Raw genomic sequence first — 16,867 nt, forward strand, 5'->3', positions numbered from 1 at the left:
GCACTACCAGCACCCCACCTGGCGCGCCATCCTCGACAAAGCCCGTCTGCCCCAGTCGATGTCCCGCCGAGGCAACTGCCTGGACAACGCCATGGCCGAGAACTTCTTCGGCCACCTCAAAGCAGAACTGTTCCACCACACCAAGTTCGACACCGTCACCGAGCTCACCACCGAACTCGACAACTACATCGACTGGTACAACACCACCCGCATCTCCACCACACTCGGCGGCCTGAACCCGGCCCAATACCGAGCCCAGAACCAACCCGCCTAACCTCCACTTAGCCAGTCCAACTTCCGGGGACCAGTTCAGGGCAGCGCCCCCAGGGGAAGCAAGCAAGGCGACCAGGCCGCCCGCAAGCCGGGGACGCGTCAGACCAGCCCAAGCGCAGCCGGAGCCTCAGGATCCGAGTCAGCGAGGAACTTCGAGCACCGGTCCCACTCCTCATCCTCCCCAATCTCCCGAGCAGCCAACGCCAACGCAGCAAGCGCCCTCAAAAACCCCTGATTGGGCCGGTGCGACCAAGGCACAGGCCCGAACCCCTTCCACCCAGACCGCCGCAACTGATCAAGCCCCCGGTGATACCCGGTCCGGGCATACGCGTACGCAGCAACAGGGTCCCCAGCATGCAAAGCCCGCTCAGCCAACAAAGCCCAAGCCTCAGAAAAATCCGGATAAGCCCGAACGATCTTGCCAGGATCAGTACCGCCATCAGCAGCAGCCTGCGCCTCAGGACGTTCGGGAAGACGAGTCGGCTCGGGCCCGAGGAGGTTCTCAACCATGCAGCCCATCGTGCCAGCTAGACGAACATCCTCAGGACAGTGGCCACCACGGCCAGCATCAGCACGGTGACAAGCACCCCGGCGATGATCCGCTGCTTAGTGGACGCCTTGTAACTGTCAGTCGAGTCAGAGCTCATGGCCGTGCACCCTGCCGATCTCACCCACCGAAGTTCAACTTCGTTCACTCCATCGTGCACATGAACGTGCTCACGAATCGGAAACATCAGGGTAAAACCAGGGCCGTTCTCCCTACCTGGACACCCGAGCAAAGCTCATGATGTGCGGATGATTCAGGGGGTAAGGCAGTTCCGCGACCAGTACTGGGACCGGGGCACGCCCGGCAGACAGACACCGGCAGCACTCACGAAGCAGCTCTACCAGCTGTGGCTAGTCGGTCTCCTGCTCAAGCTGATCGGGTCGTCGTGGGACGTCTCGTGGCACTTCAAGTGGCTGCGCGACGACCTCGCGCCGCCGCACCTGATCAACACGGTCGGTACGGTCATCGTGGTCGGGCTGACGTTGTTCCACACGTTCACCGGGTACGGCGGCGACAAGCTGACCATCCGGTTGATGCAGGCCGGGTGCGGGATCTTCCTCGTGGCCCTGCCGATCGACATCATCAACCACCGCGTCAACGGGCTCGACATCACGAGCTGGAGCGGGTCGCACGCGCTGCTCTACCTGGGCACGGCGGTGATGCTCGCCGGCGCGATCCGCGGGTGGATGAAGTACTTCCCCGAGGGCAACGCACGGACGTTCGGGCTCGTGGCGCTGTGGTTCTTCTTCCTGGAGAACGTCTGGTTCCCCAACCAGCACCAGGAGTACGGCGTGCGCGCGTTGCAGGCCTACGACAGCGGTAAGGCCGAGGCCGAGCCGATCCTGCTGCAGTTCGCCGCCGACCAGCTCGGCGTGCCGGTCGGGCGGGAGGCGGTCGTGCACTTCGCGCTGCCCATCGCGGACTGGGTGTACCCGGTGTGGGGGCTGGTCGCCGCGGCGATCGTGCTGGTCATCGCCCGCCGGACGATCGGACGGCGGTGGGCCGCCACGGCGGTCGCGGCCGGGTACGTCGCGTACCGGTGCCTGATCTGGCCGTTGCTCGCGGGCATCGACTTCCCGAAGTCAGCCGTGCCGCTGTTCCTGATCCTCGTCGCGCTCGCCATCGACGCGGCGCACGCGGTGGAGCTGCCGACGCCCGCCGCCGCCGTGCTCGGGTCGGCGGCCGTCACGACGGTCGGGTACGTCGGCATCTGGTTCCAGCAGGAGTACCTGTGGGGGCCGCCCATCTCGTTCTCGTCGGCGGCGGTCACGGCCGTGCTGCTGGCGGTGTTGTGGACGGTCGGCGACATGGTGGTCCACCGGCCGGAGACGCGGCTGATCGCGTCAAGGCTGAAGATCGGCCAGCTCCGCTGACAGCCGGCTGGTGATCCGGCCGAAGAGGTCGGCCAGCGGCTCGCCGACGTCCCGCCCGAACTCGGTCAACCCGTAGGTGACCTGGGGCGGGGTCGTCGGCTCGACCCGGCGCCAGATCAGGCCGTCCTCTACGAGCCCGCGCAGGGTCTGGGACAGCATCTTCTCGCTGATGCCGCGGATGCTCTCGCGCAGCTCGAAGAACCTGAGGTCGTTGGTCTGCAGGGAGATCAGCACCCAGATGCCCCACCTGCTGGTGACGTGGCCGACCATCTCCCGGGCAGGGCAGTCGGTGTGAAACACCTCATACCGCTCCGTCGCCCCGGACCGCGTGAACTGAGTTCCGACCACCATGTCCGGAGCTTACCTAGAGGTACGTCCTTACAAAACGTAAGCCCGGTTCCTAGCGTCGTGCCCACATCGACGAAGGAGCTGCAAAATGATCGTGGTGACCGGCGCTACCGGGAACATCGGCAGGCCGTTGACGCGGGCGCTGGCCGAGTCGGGCGAGCAGGTGACGGCGGTGTCGCGGCACGCGGCGGAGGTGCCGGACGGCGCCAAGCACGTCGTAGCCGACCTGGCCGACCCGAAGAGCCTCGAACCCGCGCTCGCCGGGGCGAAGGCGTTGTTCCTGCTGCTGTCCGGCGACCTGCACGCCGCCGACGCCAGTCCGGCCGACATCATCGTCCAGGCGCGGGCGAACGGAGTCCGCCGAATCGTCCTGCTCTCCACGCTGGGTGTGGTGACCAGGCCGTTCGGCTCGACACGGGTCGCGATGCGCGAACTGGAGGACGTGGTTCGGAGCTCCGGCCTCGACTGGTCGATCCTGCAGCCGGGCGGTTTCGCGTCCAACGCCCTGTGGTGGGCCGAGTCCGTCCGCGCGAACCGGACGGTCGCCGCACCGTTCGGCGACACCGGGGTGCCGATCCTGGACCCTGCCGACATCGCGGAGGTCGCGGCCGCCTGCCTCACGGACGACCGGCACAACGGCGCGCTCTACGAACTGACCGGCCCGGAGGTGATCACGCCGCGCGAGCAGACCGCGGCCATCGCGGCGGCACTGGGCGAACCTGTGCGGTTCCACGAGCTCACCCGCGCCGAGGCCAAGGCCGGCATGGAGCAGCTGATGCCCGGCGAGCTCGCCGACGACACCCTGGACATCCTCAGCTCGCCGACCCCGCATGAACTGCGGGTGAGCCCGGACGTCGAGGCGGCACTCGGCCGCGCTCCGCGGTCGTTCGCCGACTGGGCCGCACGCAACGTCGAAGCGTTCCGCTGAAAGCAAAGGGCCCCGGCACGAGCCGGGGCCCTGCTCACCACCGGTGTCAGCCCGCGATCATGCGGCCAGACGACTTGAGGTGCTCGCACGCCGAGGCGATGCGGGCGGCCATGGCCTGCTCAGCGGCCTTGAGGTAGCTGCGCGGGTCGTAGGCCTTCTTGTTGCCGACCTCGCCGTCGATCTTCAGCACGCCGTCGTAGTTCGCGAACATGTGTGCCGCGATCGGACGGGTGAACGCGTACTGCGTGTCCGTGTCGATGTTCATCTTGATGACGCCGTACGACACGGCCTCGTGGATCTCCTCGAGCAGCGAGCCGGAGCCGCCGTGGAAGACCAGGTCGAACGGCTTCGAGCCGGCCGCGAGGCCGAGCTTCTCCGCCACGACGTCCTGGCCCTGCTTGAGGATCTCCGGGCGCAGCTTCACGTTGCCCGGCTTGTAGACGCCGTGCACGTTGCCGAACGTCGCGGCGAGCAGGTAGCGACCCTTCTCACCGGCGCCGAGCGCCTCGACGGTCTTCAGGTAGTCCTCGGCCGTCGTGTAGAGCTTGTCGTTGATCTCGTTGTCGACGCCGTCCTCCTCGCCACCGACGACGCCGACCTCGATCTCGAGGACGAGCTTCGCCTTGGCGGAGAGGTCGAGCAGCTCGCTCGCGATCTGGAGGTTCTCGTCCAGCGCGACGGCCGAGCCGTCCCACATGTGCGACTGGAAGAGCGGGTTGCCGCCCTTGTCCACCCGCTCCTGGCTGATCGCGATCAGCGGACGCACGTACCCGTCGAGCTTGTCCTTCGGGCAGTGGTCGGTGTGCAGCGCGATGTTGACCGGGTACTTCGCGGCGACGACGTGCGCGAACTCCGCGAGCGCCACGGCGCCGGTCACCATGTCCTTGACCTTGGTGCCCGAGGCGAACTCGGCACCGCCGGTCGAGACCTGGATGATGCCGTCGCTCTCAGCCTCGGCGAAGCCGCGCAGAGCCGCGTTGAGCGTCTCCGACGACGTGACGTTGATGGCGGGGTAGGCGAACTCGTTCGCCTTGGCCCGGTCCAGCATCTCCGCGTAGACCTCGGGAGTTGCGATGGGCATCGGTGGTCCTCCTCAGGCGCCCTGAACGGGTGTCAGCTCGCATCCTACGAGGCTGTGTCACGGGGCCGGCGCGGTGGCCGTCCTCACAGAGTGATCGATCAAGTAGCAGTTGACCAGCCGCTCTGCGCTACCCGCCGGTAGGGGGACACTGGAAGACATGGCAACCGCTCAGTGGAACGGCAAGATCATCGCTTCGAGCGACGACACCGTCGTGGTCGAAGGCAACCACTACTTCCCGCTGGAGTCCGTCGACCCGGCGGTGCTGAAGCCGACCGAACACACCTCGCACTGCCCGTGGAAGGGCGACGCGAACTACTACTCGTTGCAGGTCGACGGCGCCGAGAACACCAACGCGGCCTGGTACTACGCCGAGCCCAAGGAAGCGGCGAAGCAGATCAAGGGCCACGTGGCGTTCTGGAAGGGCGTCGAGATCACTCCCTGAGGCCCAGGGCGCCGGCCAGTTCCGCGTAGTGGCCGTTCAGCGACTGGACGGCCACGTGGTCGGCACCCGCGTCGACGTGCGCCTGCAGCTTCGCGGCCACCTGGTCCGGGCTGCCGTGCGCCACCAGGGCGTCCAGCAGGCGGTCCGACCCCTGGACGTCCTCCTCGGTGAACCCGTACCGGCGCCAGTTGTTCACGTAGTTGGTGAGCGTGAAGTAGACGGCCAGTTGCTCACGCGCGATGGCCCGCGCGGCCACCGGGTCCTCCTCCACGACCACGGTCACCTCGGGCGCGAGGAGCTTGTCGCCGAGCGCCTTGCGCGCCTCGGCGGTGTGCTCGACCGGCACCAGGTACGGGTGGGCGCCCGCGGTCCGGTCGGCGGCGAGCTTCAGCACCTTCGGGCCGAGGGCGGCGAGCACCAGCCGGTCGGCCGGCACGTCGAGCCGGTCGAGGTAGGACACGAGCTTGTCGTAGGGCTTCTCGTAGGCCTGGTCGAGCTGCCGGTGGCCCGCGCCGACGCCGAGCAGGAACCTGTCGCTCGCGAGCCGGTGGAACTCGGCGGAGATCGCCTCCGGCTCGGTCTGCCAGACGTTGGTGATGCCGGTGGCGATGGTCATCGACGTCGTGGCGTTCAGCGCCTGCTCGACCAGGGCGATGTCCGGTGAGGCGCCGATCCAGAACGTCCCGTAGCCGAGCGCTTCGAGCTCCGCGACCTCGCCGATCTTCCCGGCCCACTCGTAGTGCGAACCCCAGACCCCGAACGTTCCCAGCATCCGAACCCCAATCGTCGTGGCGGACTACCTTCGCAGTATGCCGATCTTGAGCACCACTGACCTGAACGTGTCCCGCCTCTGCCTGGGCGGCAACGTGTTCGGCTGGACCGCGGACGAGGCCGAGTCGTTCGCGGTGCTCGACGCCTACACCGCGGCGGGCGGGAACTTCCTCGACACCGCCGACGTGTACTCGGCCTGGGCCGAGGGCAACTCCGGCGGCGAGTCGGAGACGATCATCGGCCGGTGGCTGGCGCGGAACGACCGTGACCAGGTCGTGGTGGCCACGAAGGTCGGCATGCTCGCCGGGTTCGGCAACCAGAAGCGCGACACCGTGCTGACCGCCGCCGAACGCTCGCTGAAGCGGCTCGGCGTCGACCACATCGACCTCTACTACAACCACCTCGACGACCCGAACACGCCGCTGGAGGAGACGCTGGCCGCCTACGACCAGCTCGTCCGCGACGGCAAGGTCCGCTACGTCGCGGCGTCGAACTTCTCCGCCGAACGGCTGGCGCTGGCGCTGGAGATCCAGGAACGCGAGGGCTTCGCGAAGTTCGTGGCGTTGCAGCCCGAGTACAACCTGGTCAGCCGCGACAAGTTCGAGGGCGAACTGCAGGACACCGCCGCGGCGCACGACCTGGCGACCCTGCCGTACTGGTCGCTCGCCAGGGGCTTCCTCACCGGCAAGTACCGGCCGGGTGTCGAGGTGCAGAGCGCACGGGCGGGCGCGGCCTCCAAGTACCTCGACGAGCACGGTCTGCAGGTGCTCGAAGTGCTCGACGAACTGGCCGAGACGCACGAGACCACGGTCGCGTCGGTCGCTCTGGCGTGGCTCGCCCAGCAGCCGACCGTGGCCGCGCCGATCGCGTCCGCCCGGACGTTGGAGCAGCTCAGTGACCTGCTCCCGCTGCTGACCCTGGAGCTCACCCAGGCCGAGGTGGACCGCCTCAGCGCAATTTAACTTGCCAGTAGCTTACCGGGAGTAGGTTGCGTTACCGTGACGAGCATGGACGTCACGGGCAAGGTGGTACTGATCACCGGCGCGGCCAGGGGCATCGGCGCCGAGGTGGCGAGGCAACTGGCCTCGCGCGGGGCTCGTCTCGCGCTCGTCGGGCTGGAGAAAGCCCAGCTCGAAGAGGTCGCACGGGAGACCGGCGGCAAGGCGTGGGAAGCCGATGTCACGGACTGGGACGCGCTCGACCGCGTCATGAACGAGGTCGCGGCCCACTTCGGCGGCATCGACGTCGTGGTGGCGAACGCGGGTATCGCGGCCACCGGGTTCGTGCGCTCGATGGACCCCAAGGCGTTCGAACGCGTCATCGAGGTCAACCTGCTCGGTGTGTGGCGCACGGTCCGCACGGCGCTGCCACACCTGATCAAGAGCCGCGGCTACTGCCTGGTCGTCTCGTCGCTCGCGGCGATCGTCCACATCCCCGGCAACGCGGCCTACTCGGCGGCGAAGGCGGGCTGCGAAGCGTTTGCGGACAGCCTCCGGGCCGAGGTCAGGCACCTGGGCGTGGGTGTCGGCACCGCGTACTTCTCGTGGATCTCCACGGACATGGTCAACAGCGCCGACGAGCACCCGGTCTTCGGCAAGCTGCGCCAGGGCATGCCGGGCGTCGCCGGCAAGAAGTACCCCGTTCGCAACGTCGGCAGGGCCGTGGTCAAGGGCATCGAGAAGCGGGCCAAGGCGGTCCACGTCCCCGGCTGGGTCGGCGTGCTGAAGTACTTCCGCGCGTTCACGCCGGTGGTCGTGGACCGCCAGGCGGTCGAGGAGGTGGCCGACGCCGACCGGCAGATGGCCGCGAGCGACACCTCAGGACTGGTCGGGCCGGGCGGGCAGGCCGCTAGCCGGTGATCCAGGGTCCCATCAGCGGGTTCCACTCGCGGATGGTCCACTCCGCGACGTTCGCGGCCGTGTAGGGGTCGGCGGCGATGATCTCCTTCACCGAGGCTTCGTCCGCCGCCTCGTAGATGATCAACGCGCCGGCGTCGTCCGTGTACGGACCTGACGCGAGGATCACGCCCTTCGCGGCGAGGGAGGCGATGTACTCGCGGTGCTCGGGGCGCACCGCGAGGCGCTTCTCGCGATCGGGACCGAACACCAATTCGACTGCAAAGCGGGCCATGCCACCACCGTAGTGAAGCTGACCGGTACCGTCCTACCTTGTGGTTGGCGAAGAAACTCCGCGCACCGTGCAGGACACCCTGACCAACCTGCGAATCAAGGACGGCGTCGCAGGACCTCCCACAGGGCCCCTCACGCTCGAAGACCTGTACAAGCAGCACCGCATGCGGCTCGTCCGGCTCGCGCTGCTGCTCGTCGACGAGCCGTCGACGGCCGAGGACGTGGTTCAGGAGGCCTTCACCGGCCTGCACCGCAACTGGAAGGGTCTGCGCGACTCCCAGGCGGCCGTCGGCTACCTCCGCACGGCCGTGGTCAACGGCTCCCGCAGCGTGCTGCGCCGGCGCAAGACGGCTCGCGACTACACGCCGCCGCACGTGGCGAACGCACGGTCGGCCGAGTCGCTCGCGATGCTGACCGCGGAGCACCAGGCCGTGGTCAAGGCGTTGCAGCAGCTTCCGCCGCGCCAGCGCGAGGTGCTCGTGCTGCGCTACTACGGTGACCTGTCCGAGGCGGAGATCGCCGAGGCCACGGGCATCTCGAAGGGCACCGTGAAGTCGACGGCTTCCCGTGCGCTGGACGCCCTGCAGAAGATCATGGCGGGCTGAGCCGACCGGGCAACAAACTTCACCGTTTAGCCAGCTGAGACCGTTTTGCCCGATGCGGGCGGTTTCAGTCAGTAAGACCACGCGCCCAAATCGGTACTTGGTATAGACCAATAGGCCTCCCATGCCGCAGGATCAGTTCCCGTGGCACGCAGACACGTGGTCGCCGTTGACATCGGTGGCACCGAAACCAAGGCGGCGCTCGTCTCCGGGACCTCCGAGTCGGTGGCGGCGGAGAAGCACGCGCGCCGGGCGACTCCCGGTGAGCTGGCGCCCCTCCTCGACATCATCGCCGAACTCGTCGACGAGCTCGGCAACGCCTCCGAGCACGAGATCGACGCCGTGGGGATCGTGGCGCCCGGCATCGTGGACGAGGCCAACGGCGTCGGCGTCTACACGACGAACCTGCCGTGGAGCCAGTTCCCGTTCGGCGCGGTCATGACCGAACGGCTCGGCGTCCCCGTCGCGTTCGGCCACGACGTGCGCGCCGCGGGCCTCGCCGAATGCCGTATGGGTGCCGCCAAGGACCTGCGTAACGCGGTGATCATGCCGATCGGCACCGGGATCGCGGGCGCGCTGCTGCTGGACGGCAGGATCTACAGCGGCGAGGGCTTCGCCGGTGAGATCGGACATGTGAACGTCGGCCACGGCGAGCTCTGCGCCTGTGGCCAGATCGGCTGCGTGGAGACGATGGCGTCCTCCGCGGCGATCGCCCGCCGGTACACCGCACGTACCGGCACCCCCGTCAAGGGAGCCGCTGAGGTCGCACTCAGGGTGAGGGACGGGGAGCAGGACGCCGTCGCCGTGTGGCACGAGGCCGTGGACGCGCTCGCCAGGGGGATCCTGGTACTGGCGACGCTGCTCGGTCCGGAGGCCGTTGTGCTCGGCGGTGGGCTCGCACTGGCAGGAGACCTGCTGGTGGATCCCTTACGGGAAAGGCTGGACGGGCTGATCGCCTTCCAGCGCCGACCGGAGCTTCGGCTCGCGGCGCTCGGCGACGAGGCGGGCTTCCTCGGCGCGGCGCTGCTGGCCATCGACACGCTGGAGGCGTGATGAGCACGTGGGGTGGACCGGTCGACGTGATCCTGACCGGGGGTCGGGTCGTCACGCCTGGTGGAGTGCTCGAGAACGGGTGGGTGAGCGTCCGCGACGGCAGGATCGCCGCGGTCGGTGAGGGGGTGGCGCCCGACGGCCCGGTGACCGACGTCAGCGGCTGCACGATCGTGCCCGGATTCGTGGACATCCACTGCCACGGTGGTGGCGGTGACGCGTTCACCAGCAGCGATCCGGCGAAGGTCCGCAAGGCCGCGTCGGCGCACCGCAGGCACGGCACCACGACGTTGCTGGCCTCGCTGGTCTCGCGTCCGGTGCCGGAACTCGCCGACCAGGTGTCCGCGCTGGCCGAGCTGACCCAGGAGGGCGTGGTCGCGGGCATCCACCTGGAGGGCCCGTTCCTGTCCGCCGCACGCTGCGGCGCGCACGACCCGGCGATCCTGTGCCCGCCGGAGCAGACCTCGGTGACGAAGCTGCTCGACGCGGGCAAGGGCACCGTCCGCATGATCACCATCGCACCCGAGCTGGAGGGCGCGGTCCGGGCCGTGCGCCAGCTCGTGGACAACAACGTCCTCGCCGCCATCGGCCACACCGACGCGACCGAGGCGCAGGTCAGGCCCGCCGTCGACGCCGGCGCCACCGTGGCGACGCACCTGTTCAACGGCATGCGCCCGCTGCACCACCGCGAGCCCGGCCCGATCGGCGCGCTGCTGGACGACGACCGCGTGACCGTCGAGCTCATCTGCGATCTGGTGCACCTGCACCCGACCGCGGTCCGCCTCGCCGCACGGCACGCGGGCCACCAGCGCACGATCCTGATCACCGACGCCATCGCGGCCGCCGGTGTAGGCGACGGCGTGTACGACGTCGGTGGCCTCGAAGTGCGCGTCGTCGACGGGGTGCCAACGTTGGCAGGCGGCGCCGCGCTGGCCGGCAGCACGCTCACCATGGACGCGGCGTTCCGCAACGCCGTCAACTCCTGCGGGCTGACGCTCATGGAGGCCGTGTACGCGACGTCGACCCGTGGCGCCGAACTCCTCGGCCTCGACACCGGCAAACTTCAGCCGGGTTGTGCGGCGGACATCGTCGTCCTGGATGCAGAATTGAAGCCGAGGGACGTGATGGTCAGGGGCGAGTGGGTCAAGGAATAGGTGCATGGCGGACGATCCGGAACGACTGGTGACCGACGCGTTGCGAGCGCAGGCGACCAGCACGAACGCCGGATTTGTCGCGCATGTCCCAATCGCCGACGAACCCCCCTCGCCGATGCCGGTGTGGTGGATCCTGGGTCTCGCGTTGTTGTTGGGCCTGGCTGCGGGCGCGGTGGCCGCAGTGATCACCCTGAGCTGACCTGTACCGTTGTCGCCGTGACGATTGCATTGGGCCCTGACTGGCTGGACCCCACCGTGCTGCTGAACGGGCTCGGCCCGTACATGCTCATCGGGTTGTGCCTCATCATCTTCGCGGAGTGCGGGCTCCTCGTCGGTTTCTTCCTGCCCGGCGACTCGCTGCTGTTCACGGCGGGTCTCTTCGTCGCGGCAGGCACCATCGACACCCCGCTCTGGCTCGTCTGCGTGCTGCTGACGATCTGCGCGTTCGTCGGCAACGTCGTCGGCTACTACATCGGCCAGAAGGCCGGTCCCGCACTGTTCAGCAAGCCTGAGTCGAAGATCTTCAAGAAGGAGTACGTCGACAAGACGCAGGAGTTCTTCGACAAGTACGGCGCTCGCGCCATCGTCATGGCCAGGTTCGTGCCGATCGTCCGCACGTTCATCACGGCCATGGCCGGCGTCGGCAAGATGGACCCGAAGAAGTACTTCACGTACTCCGCGATCGGCGGCGTGGCATGGGCCGCGGGTCTGACGATCCTGGGCTACTTCCTCGGCCAGGTCTCCCTCATCAAGGAGAACCTCTCGGTCACGCTGCTCGCCATCGTCTTCCTGTCGATCGTGCCGATCATCATCGAGGTGATCAAGGCGCGCAAGGAGAAGAAGTCGCTCCTGCAGGAAGAGGCGGACGACATCACCCAGGTCATGCAGGCACATCTGCAGGACGACTCGACGCAGATCATCCCCCGCGTGGAGCGCTGACCGACCGGACACCGCGAGGCCCGTCTGTTCCGGCAGGCGGGCCTTTCGCTTGCTCAAAGGATTTGAGTCTCACGCTACGTCAAGGTGTTGGTTGAACGGCATGACTGACACCACTCGACGTGAAGTGCTGGGATGGCTGGCCGGGCTCGGTGCGGCAGCGGGTGCGAGCCTGCTGCCGGGCCGGGCCCAAGCTTCGGTAGGCGTCACCGCGATGCGCGGCGTGACGCTCATCGACTCGTCCGGCGTCCGGCCCGACGCGACCATCGTGCTGGCGGACAACAGGATTCTCGCCGTCGGCTCGTGCGACCTGCCGTTGCCGCGCGGTTCGACGGTGCTCGACCTCGCCGGCAAGTTCGTCATCCCCGGCCTGTGGGACATGCACGTGCACGGCGCGTTCATGGACCGGATCACGTTGCCGCTGTGCCTGGTCAACGGCGTGACGGGCATCCGTGAAATGTGGGGCTTCCCGCCCATCTACGAGCTGCGCGACCGGATCGAGCGCGGCGAGGTGTTCGGGCCCCGGCTGGTCGTCGGCAGCATGATCATCGACGGACCGCACTCGGTGCTGCCCGGCGCGGTGATCGTCAGCACGCCCGACGAGGGCCGGCAGGCCGTGCGGGACGCCAAGGGCGCGGACTTCGTGAAGGTCTACTCGTACCTGGACCGCCCGACGCTCGCGGCCATCGCCGACGAATGCTCCCGGCAGGGCATCACGTTCGCCGGGCACTGCTCGAACCACGTGCCGCTGGGCGACGCGAGTGACCTGGGACAGCGCACGTTCGAGCACATGTACGGCCTGCCGCTCGCCACCAGCTCGCGGGAAACCCAGCTGCGCCAGGCGATCGCGGACCTGCCGCTCGACCCGGCGGACTCGTTCGCGTGGTTCAAACAGGTACTGGAGTTCGAACGGCAGGCATCCCTCTCGCACAGCCGGAGCAAGGCGCTGCAGCTGGCGAAGCGGTTGCAGCGCAACAACTCCGCGTTGTGCCCGACGATGGTCGCGATGCGGGTGTACGCGAGCCCCGCGGACCGGTTCGCGAACGACCCGCGGATGAAGTACATGCCGGCGTTCTACCGGGACCTGTGGCATGACGGCCTCAAGCAGTGGGCTCCGGTGACACCGCGGGAGATCCGGCAGCAGGCCGAGTTCTTCCGGCGCCGCCAGGACCAGGTCGCCGAGATGCACGCGCACGGCGTCGAGATCCTGCTCGGCACGGACGCGGGCAACCCTTACTCGTTCTCCGGCTTCTCGGTGCACGACGAACTGGAGCTGCTGGTCGAGGCGGGCCTGTCGCCGAAGGCGGCGTTGAAGGCGGGCACGCGCGGCGCCGCGGTCAAGCCCGGCGAGGCCGCGAACCTCGTTGTGCTGGACGGCAGTCCGCTGTCCGACATCCGCAACACGCAACGGATCCACACCGTGCTGACGCGGGGCCGGGTGCTCGGTCCCGAGGTTCGGCGGCAGCTGCTCGCCGACGTGGAAAAGGCAGCTCAGGAGCCGTTTCCGACTGCTGTCCAGCGGACGTGCTGCTGACTAGAACATCGAGCCGGGGTTGAACAGGTTCTCCGGGTCCAGCGCGCGTTTGATCTCGCGGTGGACCCGGAGCCCGACCGGCCCGATCTCCTTCGCCAGCCACTCGCGCTTGATCTTGCCAATGCCGTGTTCGCCGGTCACCGTGCCGCCCAGCGCGAGCCCGACCGCGAGGATGTCGTCGAACGCCTTCCGGGCGCGGGCGAACTGGTCGGCGTCGGTGGGGTCGTAGACGATCGTCGGGTGCATGTTGCCGTCGCCCGCGTGGCCGACGACGGCGATCTTGAGGCCCACCTCCTTCGAGATGTCCTCGCAGCCCTGGATGAGCTCGGCGATGCGGGTGCGGGGCACGCACACGTCGTCCGTCAGCCACGAGCCGTAGATCTCCAGCGCGGTCAGCACGGCCCGGCGCGCGGTCAGCAGGTCGCGGCCCTCGTTGACGTCGTGGGTCGCGTAGACGAGGTCGGCCTCCAGGCAGATCTCCTCGATCTTCCGCAGTTCGTGACGCGCCTGCTCGCCGCCCGCGTCGGACTGGCAGATCAGCAACGCCGCACAGCCCGGCCCGGCGCCCAGTTCGGTCTTCAGGTACTGCTCGACGGCCTCGATCGAGGTGCGGTCCATGATCTCCATCAGCGACGGCACCAGGCCCTCGCGGACGATCCGGCTGACCGCCGCACCCGCCGTGGCGGTGCTGCTGAACGCGGCGACCAGCGTGGCAGGGGCCTGTGGGAGGGGCCTCAGCGCCAGGGTGGCCTTGGTGATCACGCCGAGCGTGCCTTCGGAACCGATGAAGAGCTTGGTGAGGTCGTAGCCCGCCACGCCCTTGACCGTGCGGCGGCCCGTTCGCAACACCTCGCCGTCGGCCAGCACGACCTCCAGGCCGAGCACGGAGTCGGTGGTCACGCCGTACTTCACGCAGCACAGACCGCCTGCGTTGGTGGAGAGGTTGCCGCCGATCGTGCACCAGTCGTAGCTGCTCGGGTCCGGCGGGTAGAACAGGCCGTGCTTCTCCACGGCGCCGCGCAGGTCGAGGTTGACCACGCCCGGCTCGACGACGGCGAGGCGGTTGTCGGCGTCGATCTCGACGATCGCGTCCATCTTGGTCGTGACCAGGACGACACAGCCCTCGATGGCGTTCGCGGCGCCGGAGAGACCGCTGCCCGCGCCGCGCGGGACGATCGGGACCCGGTGGCTCGCGCAGGCCCTCACCACCGCCTGGACCTGCTCGGTGTTCAGCGGGAACACCACCGCCAGCGGACTGCCGTGCGGTGCCAGCGGCATCATGTCGCGCTGGTAGCTCGCGGTGACGTCGGCATCGGTCAGGACGCCGGAGTCACCCACTGCGGCGCGGAGTTCAGCGAGCAAGCTCTCCATATCTCCCACGCTAGTCCGACTCGACTGGTTCACTCGAAGGTGATTCCAGGAGAAGGGAGTTCACGCGGTGACCCAGCGTGCTCAATCCAGATTTCGCCGACCCGTCGACCCGATGTCGCCGCGCCGCCGGCGCAGCACGACGTAGGCTGGCTCACCGTGGCGCATGCTTTCGCCTCGCTGGAGACCGCGGGTCCGGTGGCCGTCTGGATCATCGTGCTGAGCTTCATCTTCGTCGAGTGCGCATTCATCTTCGGGCTCTTCCTGCCCGGTGACTCACTGCTGTTCGCGGCCGGTGTGGTGCTGGCGACGCACAACAGTGAGTTGTCGGCATGGCTGCTGTCCCTCGCGGCTCTGATCATCGCCGTCGTCGGCAACCAGGTCGGGTACTTCATCGGCCGAGGTACCGGCACGCGCGTGCTCGCCCGCAAGGGCGGCAAGGTGCTGAACCGGCAGAACCTGAAACGCGCGGGCGACTTCCTCGACCGCCGCGGGTTCTGGGCCATCGTCCTCGCCCGCTGGATCCCGTGGATCCGCACGCTGGCACCCATGATCGCCGGTGCCGCGCGGATGGACCTCAGGCGGTTCACGCTGGCCACGACCATCGGTGCCATCGCGTGGGTGCCGACGCTGGTGCTGGCCGGCTACTACGGCGCGGGCATCCTGCAGCAGTTGCCGTGGCTCGAGACGGCGGCGATCGTCGTCAGCATCGGGTTCTTCCTGGGCGGCACCGGCTGGGGCATCTGGCGCTACCGCCAGGAGATGGCGAAGCCGATCGACGAGACGAGCGACGACCTGGCGCACATCAGCCATCCCCACGCGAGCTGACCGGCGCGCCGTCTCAGCTGCAGCGGTGGAGCCGGAGCCTGCGATGACTAGAGCACCTCGGTGATCAGCAGGTCCGCTGCTCCCTTGGACGAGTTCACCATCAACGCGTTGACGTGGTCCGTGCCGTGCAGCACCCGTTCCTCGGCCTCCGACAAGGTGCGCCCGTACCGCAGGTGGCGGTCGATCAGGCGCTGCACCCGCACGTCCTCGTCGATGAACAGGAACCACGCCTCGTCCAGGATGATCCGGACGCGCTTCCACTTGTCGTAGTTGAGCAGCAGGTAGTTGCCCTCGGTGACGACGAGCGGGACGTCCGGGTGCACCGGCACCGCGCAGGCGATCGGTTCCTCGATCTCGCGGCGGAACTCCGGCGCGTAGATCATGTCCGGGCCGCAGGCCTTGATCCGGCCGAGCAGGTCCACGTAGCCGGGGATGTCGAACGTGTCGGGCGCGCCCTTGCGTTCGACCAGCCGCAGCCGTTCGAGCTCGCTCTGCGCGAGGTGGAAGCCGTCCATCTCGACGAGGACGGCCTGGCCGTCGAGCGCCTCGACGAGCCTTCGCGCGAGTGTCGACTTGCCGGAACCGGGTGCGCCGCCGATGCCGAGAATCTTGCGCTCACCCTGATCGGTGAGTACCCGAGCCCGTTCTAGCAGCTCGTCGAACCTGACCTGCTGTCCTGCCACCGTGCCAGCTCCTCAACCCAGTCCCCGACCGCACCGACGCGAACGGCGGCCGCCTCCGACGCGAAGCCGATGGCACCCACCGGGTCCGCGCCTGACGCCAGCGCGTAGGCGTACGCGCCGTGCCAGACGTCGCCGGCACCGTTCGTGTCGTTCACCGCCACCGCGGGGACGGGCAGCTCTCCGGCCGAGCCGTTCCGCGACCAGGTGACCGGCTTCGCACCGTGCGTGCGAATGACCAGCGGCACCCCGTAGGAGTGCACCTCGGCCTCGGACCGCTCGAACCCGGCAGCGCAGGCGGCCACGTCCACCAGCGGCAACAGGTGATCGAGGACAGGTTTCCAGCTCCCGGCGTCGAGCACCACAGGCAATCCCGCGGCTTTCGCCTGCCTCGCGACGGGGATCGCCAGGCCTTCATGGTGTCCGTCCAAGAGCAACACGTCCGCGGCGGCGAGAAGATCAGACAAATCCGGCGCTGTCACCGGCACCGACGCGTTGCGGGAAACGACCGTGCGCTCCCCATCAGCGTCTCTGACGACGACCATGCTCACGGGCGTCGTGCCCGGCACAGCGATCACTTGGACCGGGTCCAAGGAGGCCCTGACGAATTCACCCAATGCGTCGGCACCCAGTGAGGTGAGCAACGCGGCCCTACCGCCCAGTGCCGCGACCGCACGGGCCGCGTTGGCGGCCGGACCTCCGGGCGACAGCACCGCGCCGAGCGAGCGGATCTTCTGCCCGGGATCCGGGAACTCGTCCACCCGCTGGGTCACGTCGAGAGTTGTGAGCCCGACACACAGCACGGCTGCCATCTGGGCTTCCT

21 protein-coding genes are annotated in these 16,867 nt (G+C 68.4%); 13 read left to right on the plus strand and 8 right to left on the minus strand.

Annotated features, from left to right (window positions below; genetic code table 11):
- On the plus strand, window positions 1–274 hold a 274-nt coding region (locus BLR21_RS40150; RefSeq protein WP_143028124.1), incomplete at its 5' end, for an IS3 family transposase.
- Between the two features lie 98 nt (window positions 275–372).
- Here the strand turns inward: BLR21_RS40150 and BLR21_RS40155 are convergent.
- Window positions 373–783 (minus strand): DUF3151 domain-containing protein, encoded by a 411-nt coding sequence (locus BLR21_RS40155; protein WP_090015268.1) that lies wholly within the window; start codon window positions 781–783, stop codon window positions 373–375.
- 285 nt (window positions 784–1,068) lie between these two features.
- On the opposite strand from BLR21_RS40155, the gene BLR21_RS40160 reads away from it, so the two are divergent.
- Window positions 1,069–2,193: a hypothetical protein gene (locus tag BLR21_RS40160; protein WP_090015270.1), complete on the plus strand. Its 1,125-nt coding sequence runs from the start codon at window positions 1,069–1,071 to the stop codon at window positions 2,191–2,193.
- Here BLR21_RS40160 and BLR21_RS40165 read toward each other — a convergent pair.
- Window positions 2,164–2,544: a winged helix-turn-helix transcriptional regulator gene (locus BLR21_RS40165; RefSeq protein ID WP_090015272.1), complete on the minus strand. Its 381-nt coding sequence runs from the start codon at window positions 2,542–2,544 to the stop codon at window positions 2,164–2,166. The two genes, BLR21_RS40160 and BLR21_RS40165, sit on opposite strands and share 30 nt — an antisense overlap.
- An 85-nt stretch (window positions 2,545–2,629) precedes the next feature.
- On the opposite strand from BLR21_RS40165, the gene BLR21_RS40170 reads away from it, so the two are divergent.
- The gene (locus BLR21_RS40170) at window positions 2,630–3,469 is read left to right on the plus strand and encodes an SDR family oxidoreductase (protein WP_090015274.1); all 840 of its coding nucleotides are present in this window, start codon (window positions 2,630–2,632) and stop codon (window positions 3,467–3,469) included.
- 46 nt (window positions 3,470–3,515) lie between these two features.
- Here BLR21_RS40170 and fbaA read toward each other — a convergent pair whose 3' ends face one another.
- On the minus strand, window positions 3,516–4,550 hold the full coding sequence (fbaA, locus tag BLR21_RS40175) for a class II fructose-bisphosphate aldolase (RefSeq protein ID WP_030477754.1): 1,035 nt from the start codon (window positions 4,548–4,550) through the stop codon (window positions 3,516–3,518).
- Window positions 4,551–4,707: 157 nt separating this feature from the next.
- On the opposite strand from fbaA, the gene BLR21_RS40180 reads away from it, so the two are divergent.
- On the plus strand, window positions 4,708–4,992 hold the full coding sequence (locus BLR21_RS40180; RefSeq protein ID WP_090015276.1) for a DUF427 domain-containing protein: 285 nt from the start codon (window positions 4,708–4,710) through the stop codon (window positions 4,990–4,992).
- Here BLR21_RS40180 and BLR21_RS40185 read toward each other — a convergent pair.
- Window positions 4,982–5,764 carry a TIGR03620 family F420-dependent LLM class oxidoreductase gene (locus BLR21_RS40185; RefSeq protein WP_090015278.1) on the minus strand — a complete coding sequence of 261 codons (783 nt, stop codon included), beginning with the start codon at window positions 5,762–5,764 and terminating at the stop codon, window positions 4,982–4,984. The genes BLR21_RS40180 and BLR21_RS40185 overlap by 11 nt on opposite strands.
- Window positions 5,765–5,801: 37 nt before the next feature.
- Between BLR21_RS40185 and BLR21_RS40190 the strand changes: the two genes are divergently transcribed.
- Window positions 5,802–6,725 carry an aldo/keto reductase gene (locus BLR21_RS40190; protein WP_090015321.1) on the plus strand — a complete coding sequence of 308 codons (924 nt, stop codon included), beginning with the start codon at window positions 5,802–5,804 and terminating at the stop codon, window positions 6,723–6,725.
- Window positions 6,726–6,770: 45 nt separating this feature from the next.
- Window positions 6,771–7,622 (plus strand): SDR family oxidoreductase, encoded by an 852-nt coding sequence (locus BLR21_RS40195; RefSeq protein WP_090015280.1) that lies wholly within the window; start codon window positions 6,771–6,773, stop codon window positions 7,620–7,622.
- On the opposite strand, the gene BLR21_RS40200 is transcribed toward BLR21_RS40195, so the two are convergent.
- Window positions 7,612–7,893 (minus strand): YciI family protein, encoded by a 282-nt coding sequence (locus BLR21_RS40200; RefSeq protein ID WP_090015283.1) that lies wholly within the window; start codon window positions 7,891–7,893, stop codon window positions 7,612–7,614. The two genes, BLR21_RS40195 and BLR21_RS40200, sit on opposite strands and share 11 nt — an antisense overlap.
- A gap of 40 nt (window positions 7,894–7,933) precedes the next feature.
- On the opposite strand from BLR21_RS40200, the gene BLR21_RS40205 reads away from it, so the two are divergent.
- The 6 genes from BLR21_RS40205 to BLR21_RS40230 all read left to right on the plus strand — a co-directional run bounded on the left by BLR21_RS40205 (window position 7,934) and on the right by BLR21_RS40230 (window position 13,168).
- Window positions 7,934–8,497, plus strand: a complete 564-nt coding sequence (locus BLR21_RS40205) for a SigE family RNA polymerase sigma factor (protein ID WP_030477748.1) — start codon at window positions 7,934–7,936, stop codon at window positions 8,495–8,497.
- A 141-nt stretch (window positions 8,498–8,638) separates the two neighbouring features.
- A complete protein-coding gene (locus BLR21_RS40210) occupies window positions 8,639–9,547 on the plus strand; it encodes an ROK family protein (protein WP_256335243.1) in 909 nt (302 codons plus the stop codon).
- Window positions 9,547–10,698, plus strand: a complete 1,152-nt coding sequence (gene nagA / locus BLR21_RS40215) for an N-acetylglucosamine-6-phosphate deacetylase (protein WP_090015286.1) — start codon at window positions 9,547–9,549, stop codon at window positions 10,696–10,698. The genes BLR21_RS40210 and nagA overlap by 1 nt, the downstream gene beginning before the upstream one ends.
- Window positions 10,699–10,702: 4 nt before the next feature.
- On the plus strand, window positions 10,703–10,897 hold the full coding sequence (locus tag BLR21_RS40220; protein WP_063758283.1) for a hypothetical protein: 195 nt from the start codon (window positions 10,703–10,705) through the stop codon (window positions 10,895–10,897).
- Between the two features lie 23 nt (window positions 10,898–10,920).
- Complete coding sequence (locus BLR21_RS40225; RefSeq protein ID WP_256335246.1) at window positions 10,921–11,637, plus strand: DedA family protein; 717 nt, start codon at window positions 10,921–10,923, stop codon at window positions 11,635–11,637.
- 100 nt (window positions 11,638–11,737) lie between these two features.
- Entirely contained in the window at window positions 11,738–13,168 is a 1,431-nt protein-coding gene (locus tag BLR21_RS40230) for an amidohydrolase family protein (RefSeq protein ID WP_090015288.1), read from the plus strand.
- On the opposite strand, the gene BLR21_RS40235 is transcribed toward BLR21_RS40230, so the two are convergent.
- Window positions 13,169–14,539, minus strand: coding sequence for an FAD-binding oxidoreductase (locus BLR21_RS40235; RefSeq protein ID WP_090015290.1), 1,371 nt, complete (start codon window positions 14,537–14,539; stop codon window positions 13,169–13,171).
- Between the two features lie 156 nt (window positions 14,540–14,695).
- Between BLR21_RS40235 and BLR21_RS40240 the strand changes: the two genes are divergently transcribed.
- Window positions 14,696–15,364 (plus strand): DedA family protein, encoded by a 669-nt coding sequence (locus BLR21_RS40240; RefSeq protein WP_090015292.1) that lies wholly within the window; start codon window positions 14,696–14,698, stop codon window positions 15,362–15,364.
- A 47-nt stretch (window positions 15,365–15,411) separates the two neighbouring features.
- Here the strand turns inward: BLR21_RS40240 and BLR21_RS40245 are convergent, their stop codons facing one another.
- Window positions 15,412–16,047, minus strand: coding sequence for a nucleoside/nucleotide kinase family protein (locus BLR21_RS40245; RefSeq protein ID WP_030477739.1), 636 nt, complete (start codon window positions 16,045–16,047; stop codon window positions 15,412–15,414).
- A complete protein-coding gene (locus tag BLR21_RS40250; protein WP_090015294.1) occupies window positions 16,011–16,856 on the minus strand; it encodes a PfkB family carbohydrate kinase in 846 nt (281 codons plus the stop codon). The genes BLR21_RS40245 and BLR21_RS40250 overlap by 37 nt, the downstream gene beginning before the upstream one ends.
- Window positions 16,857–16,867: the final 11 nt, after the last annotated feature.

Origin of the sequence: Lentzea albidocapillata subsp. violacea (genome assembly GCF_900100275.1) — a bacterium.
Lineage (GTDB): Bacteria > Actinomycetota > Actinomycetes > Mycobacteriales > Pseudonocardiaceae > Lentzea > Lentzea violacea.

Bases quoted from the DNA above. Each gene is read 5' to 3' on its own strand.
- BLR21_RS40190 (WP_090015321.1), top strand. From the start codon at position 5,802: ATGCCGATCTTGAGCACCACTGACCTGAACGTGTCCCGCCTCTGCCTG.
- BLR21_RS40200 (WP_090015283.1), bottom strand. From the start codon at position 7,893: ATGGCCCGCTTTGCAGTCGAATTGGTGTTCGGTCCCGATCGCGAGAAG.
- nagA (WP_090015286.1), top strand. From the start codon at position 9,547: ATGAGCACGTGGGGTGGACCGGTCGACGTGATCCTGACCGGGGGTCGG.
- BLR21_RS40230 (WP_090015288.1), top strand. From the start codon at position 11,738: ATGACTGACACCACTCGACGTGAAGTGCTGGGATGGCTGGCCGGGCTC.
- BLR21_RS40195 (WP_090015280.1), top strand. From the start codon at position 6,771: ATGGACGTCACGGGCAAGGTGGTACTGATCACCGGCGCGGCCAGGGGC.
- BLR21_RS40160 (WP_090015270.1), top strand. From the start codon at position 1,069: ATGATTCAGGGGGTAAGGCAGTTCCGCGACCAGTACTGGGACCGGGGC.
- BLR21_RS40220 (WP_063758283.1), top strand. From the start codon at position 10,703: ATGGCGGACGATCCGGAACGACTGGTGACCGACGCGTTGCGAGCGCAG.
- fbaA (WP_030477754.1), bottom strand. From the start codon at position 4,550: ATGCCCATCGCAACTCCCGAGGTCTACGCGGAGATGCTGGACCGGGCC.
- BLR21_RS40155 (WP_090015268.1), bottom strand. From the start codon at position 783: ATGGTTGAGAACCTCCTCGGGCCCGAGCCGACTCGTCTTCCCGAACGT.
- BLR21_RS40235 (WP_090015290.1), bottom strand. From the start codon at position 14,539: ATGGAGAGCTTGCTCGCTGAACTCCGCGCCGCAGTGGGTGACTCCGGC.
- BLR21_RS40180 (WP_090015276.1), top strand. From the start codon at position 4,708: ATGGCAACCGCTCAGTGGAACGGCAAGATCATCGCTTCGAGCGACGAC.
- BLR21_RS40170 (WP_090015274.1), top strand. From the start codon at position 2,630: ATGATCGTGGTGACCGGCGCTACCGGGAACATCGGCAGGCCGTTGACG.
- BLR21_RS40250 (WP_090015294.1), bottom strand. From the start codon at position 16,856: ATGGCAGCCGTGCTGTGTGTCGGGCTCACAACTCTCGACGTGACCCAG.
- BLR21_RS40185 (WP_090015278.1), bottom strand. From the start codon at position 5,764: ATGCTGGGAACGTTCGGGGTCTGGGGTTCGCACTACGAGTGGGCCGGG.
- BLR21_RS40165 (WP_090015272.1), bottom strand. From the start codon at position 2,544: ATGGTGGTCGGAACTCAGTTCACGCGGTCCGGGGCGACGGAGCGGTAT.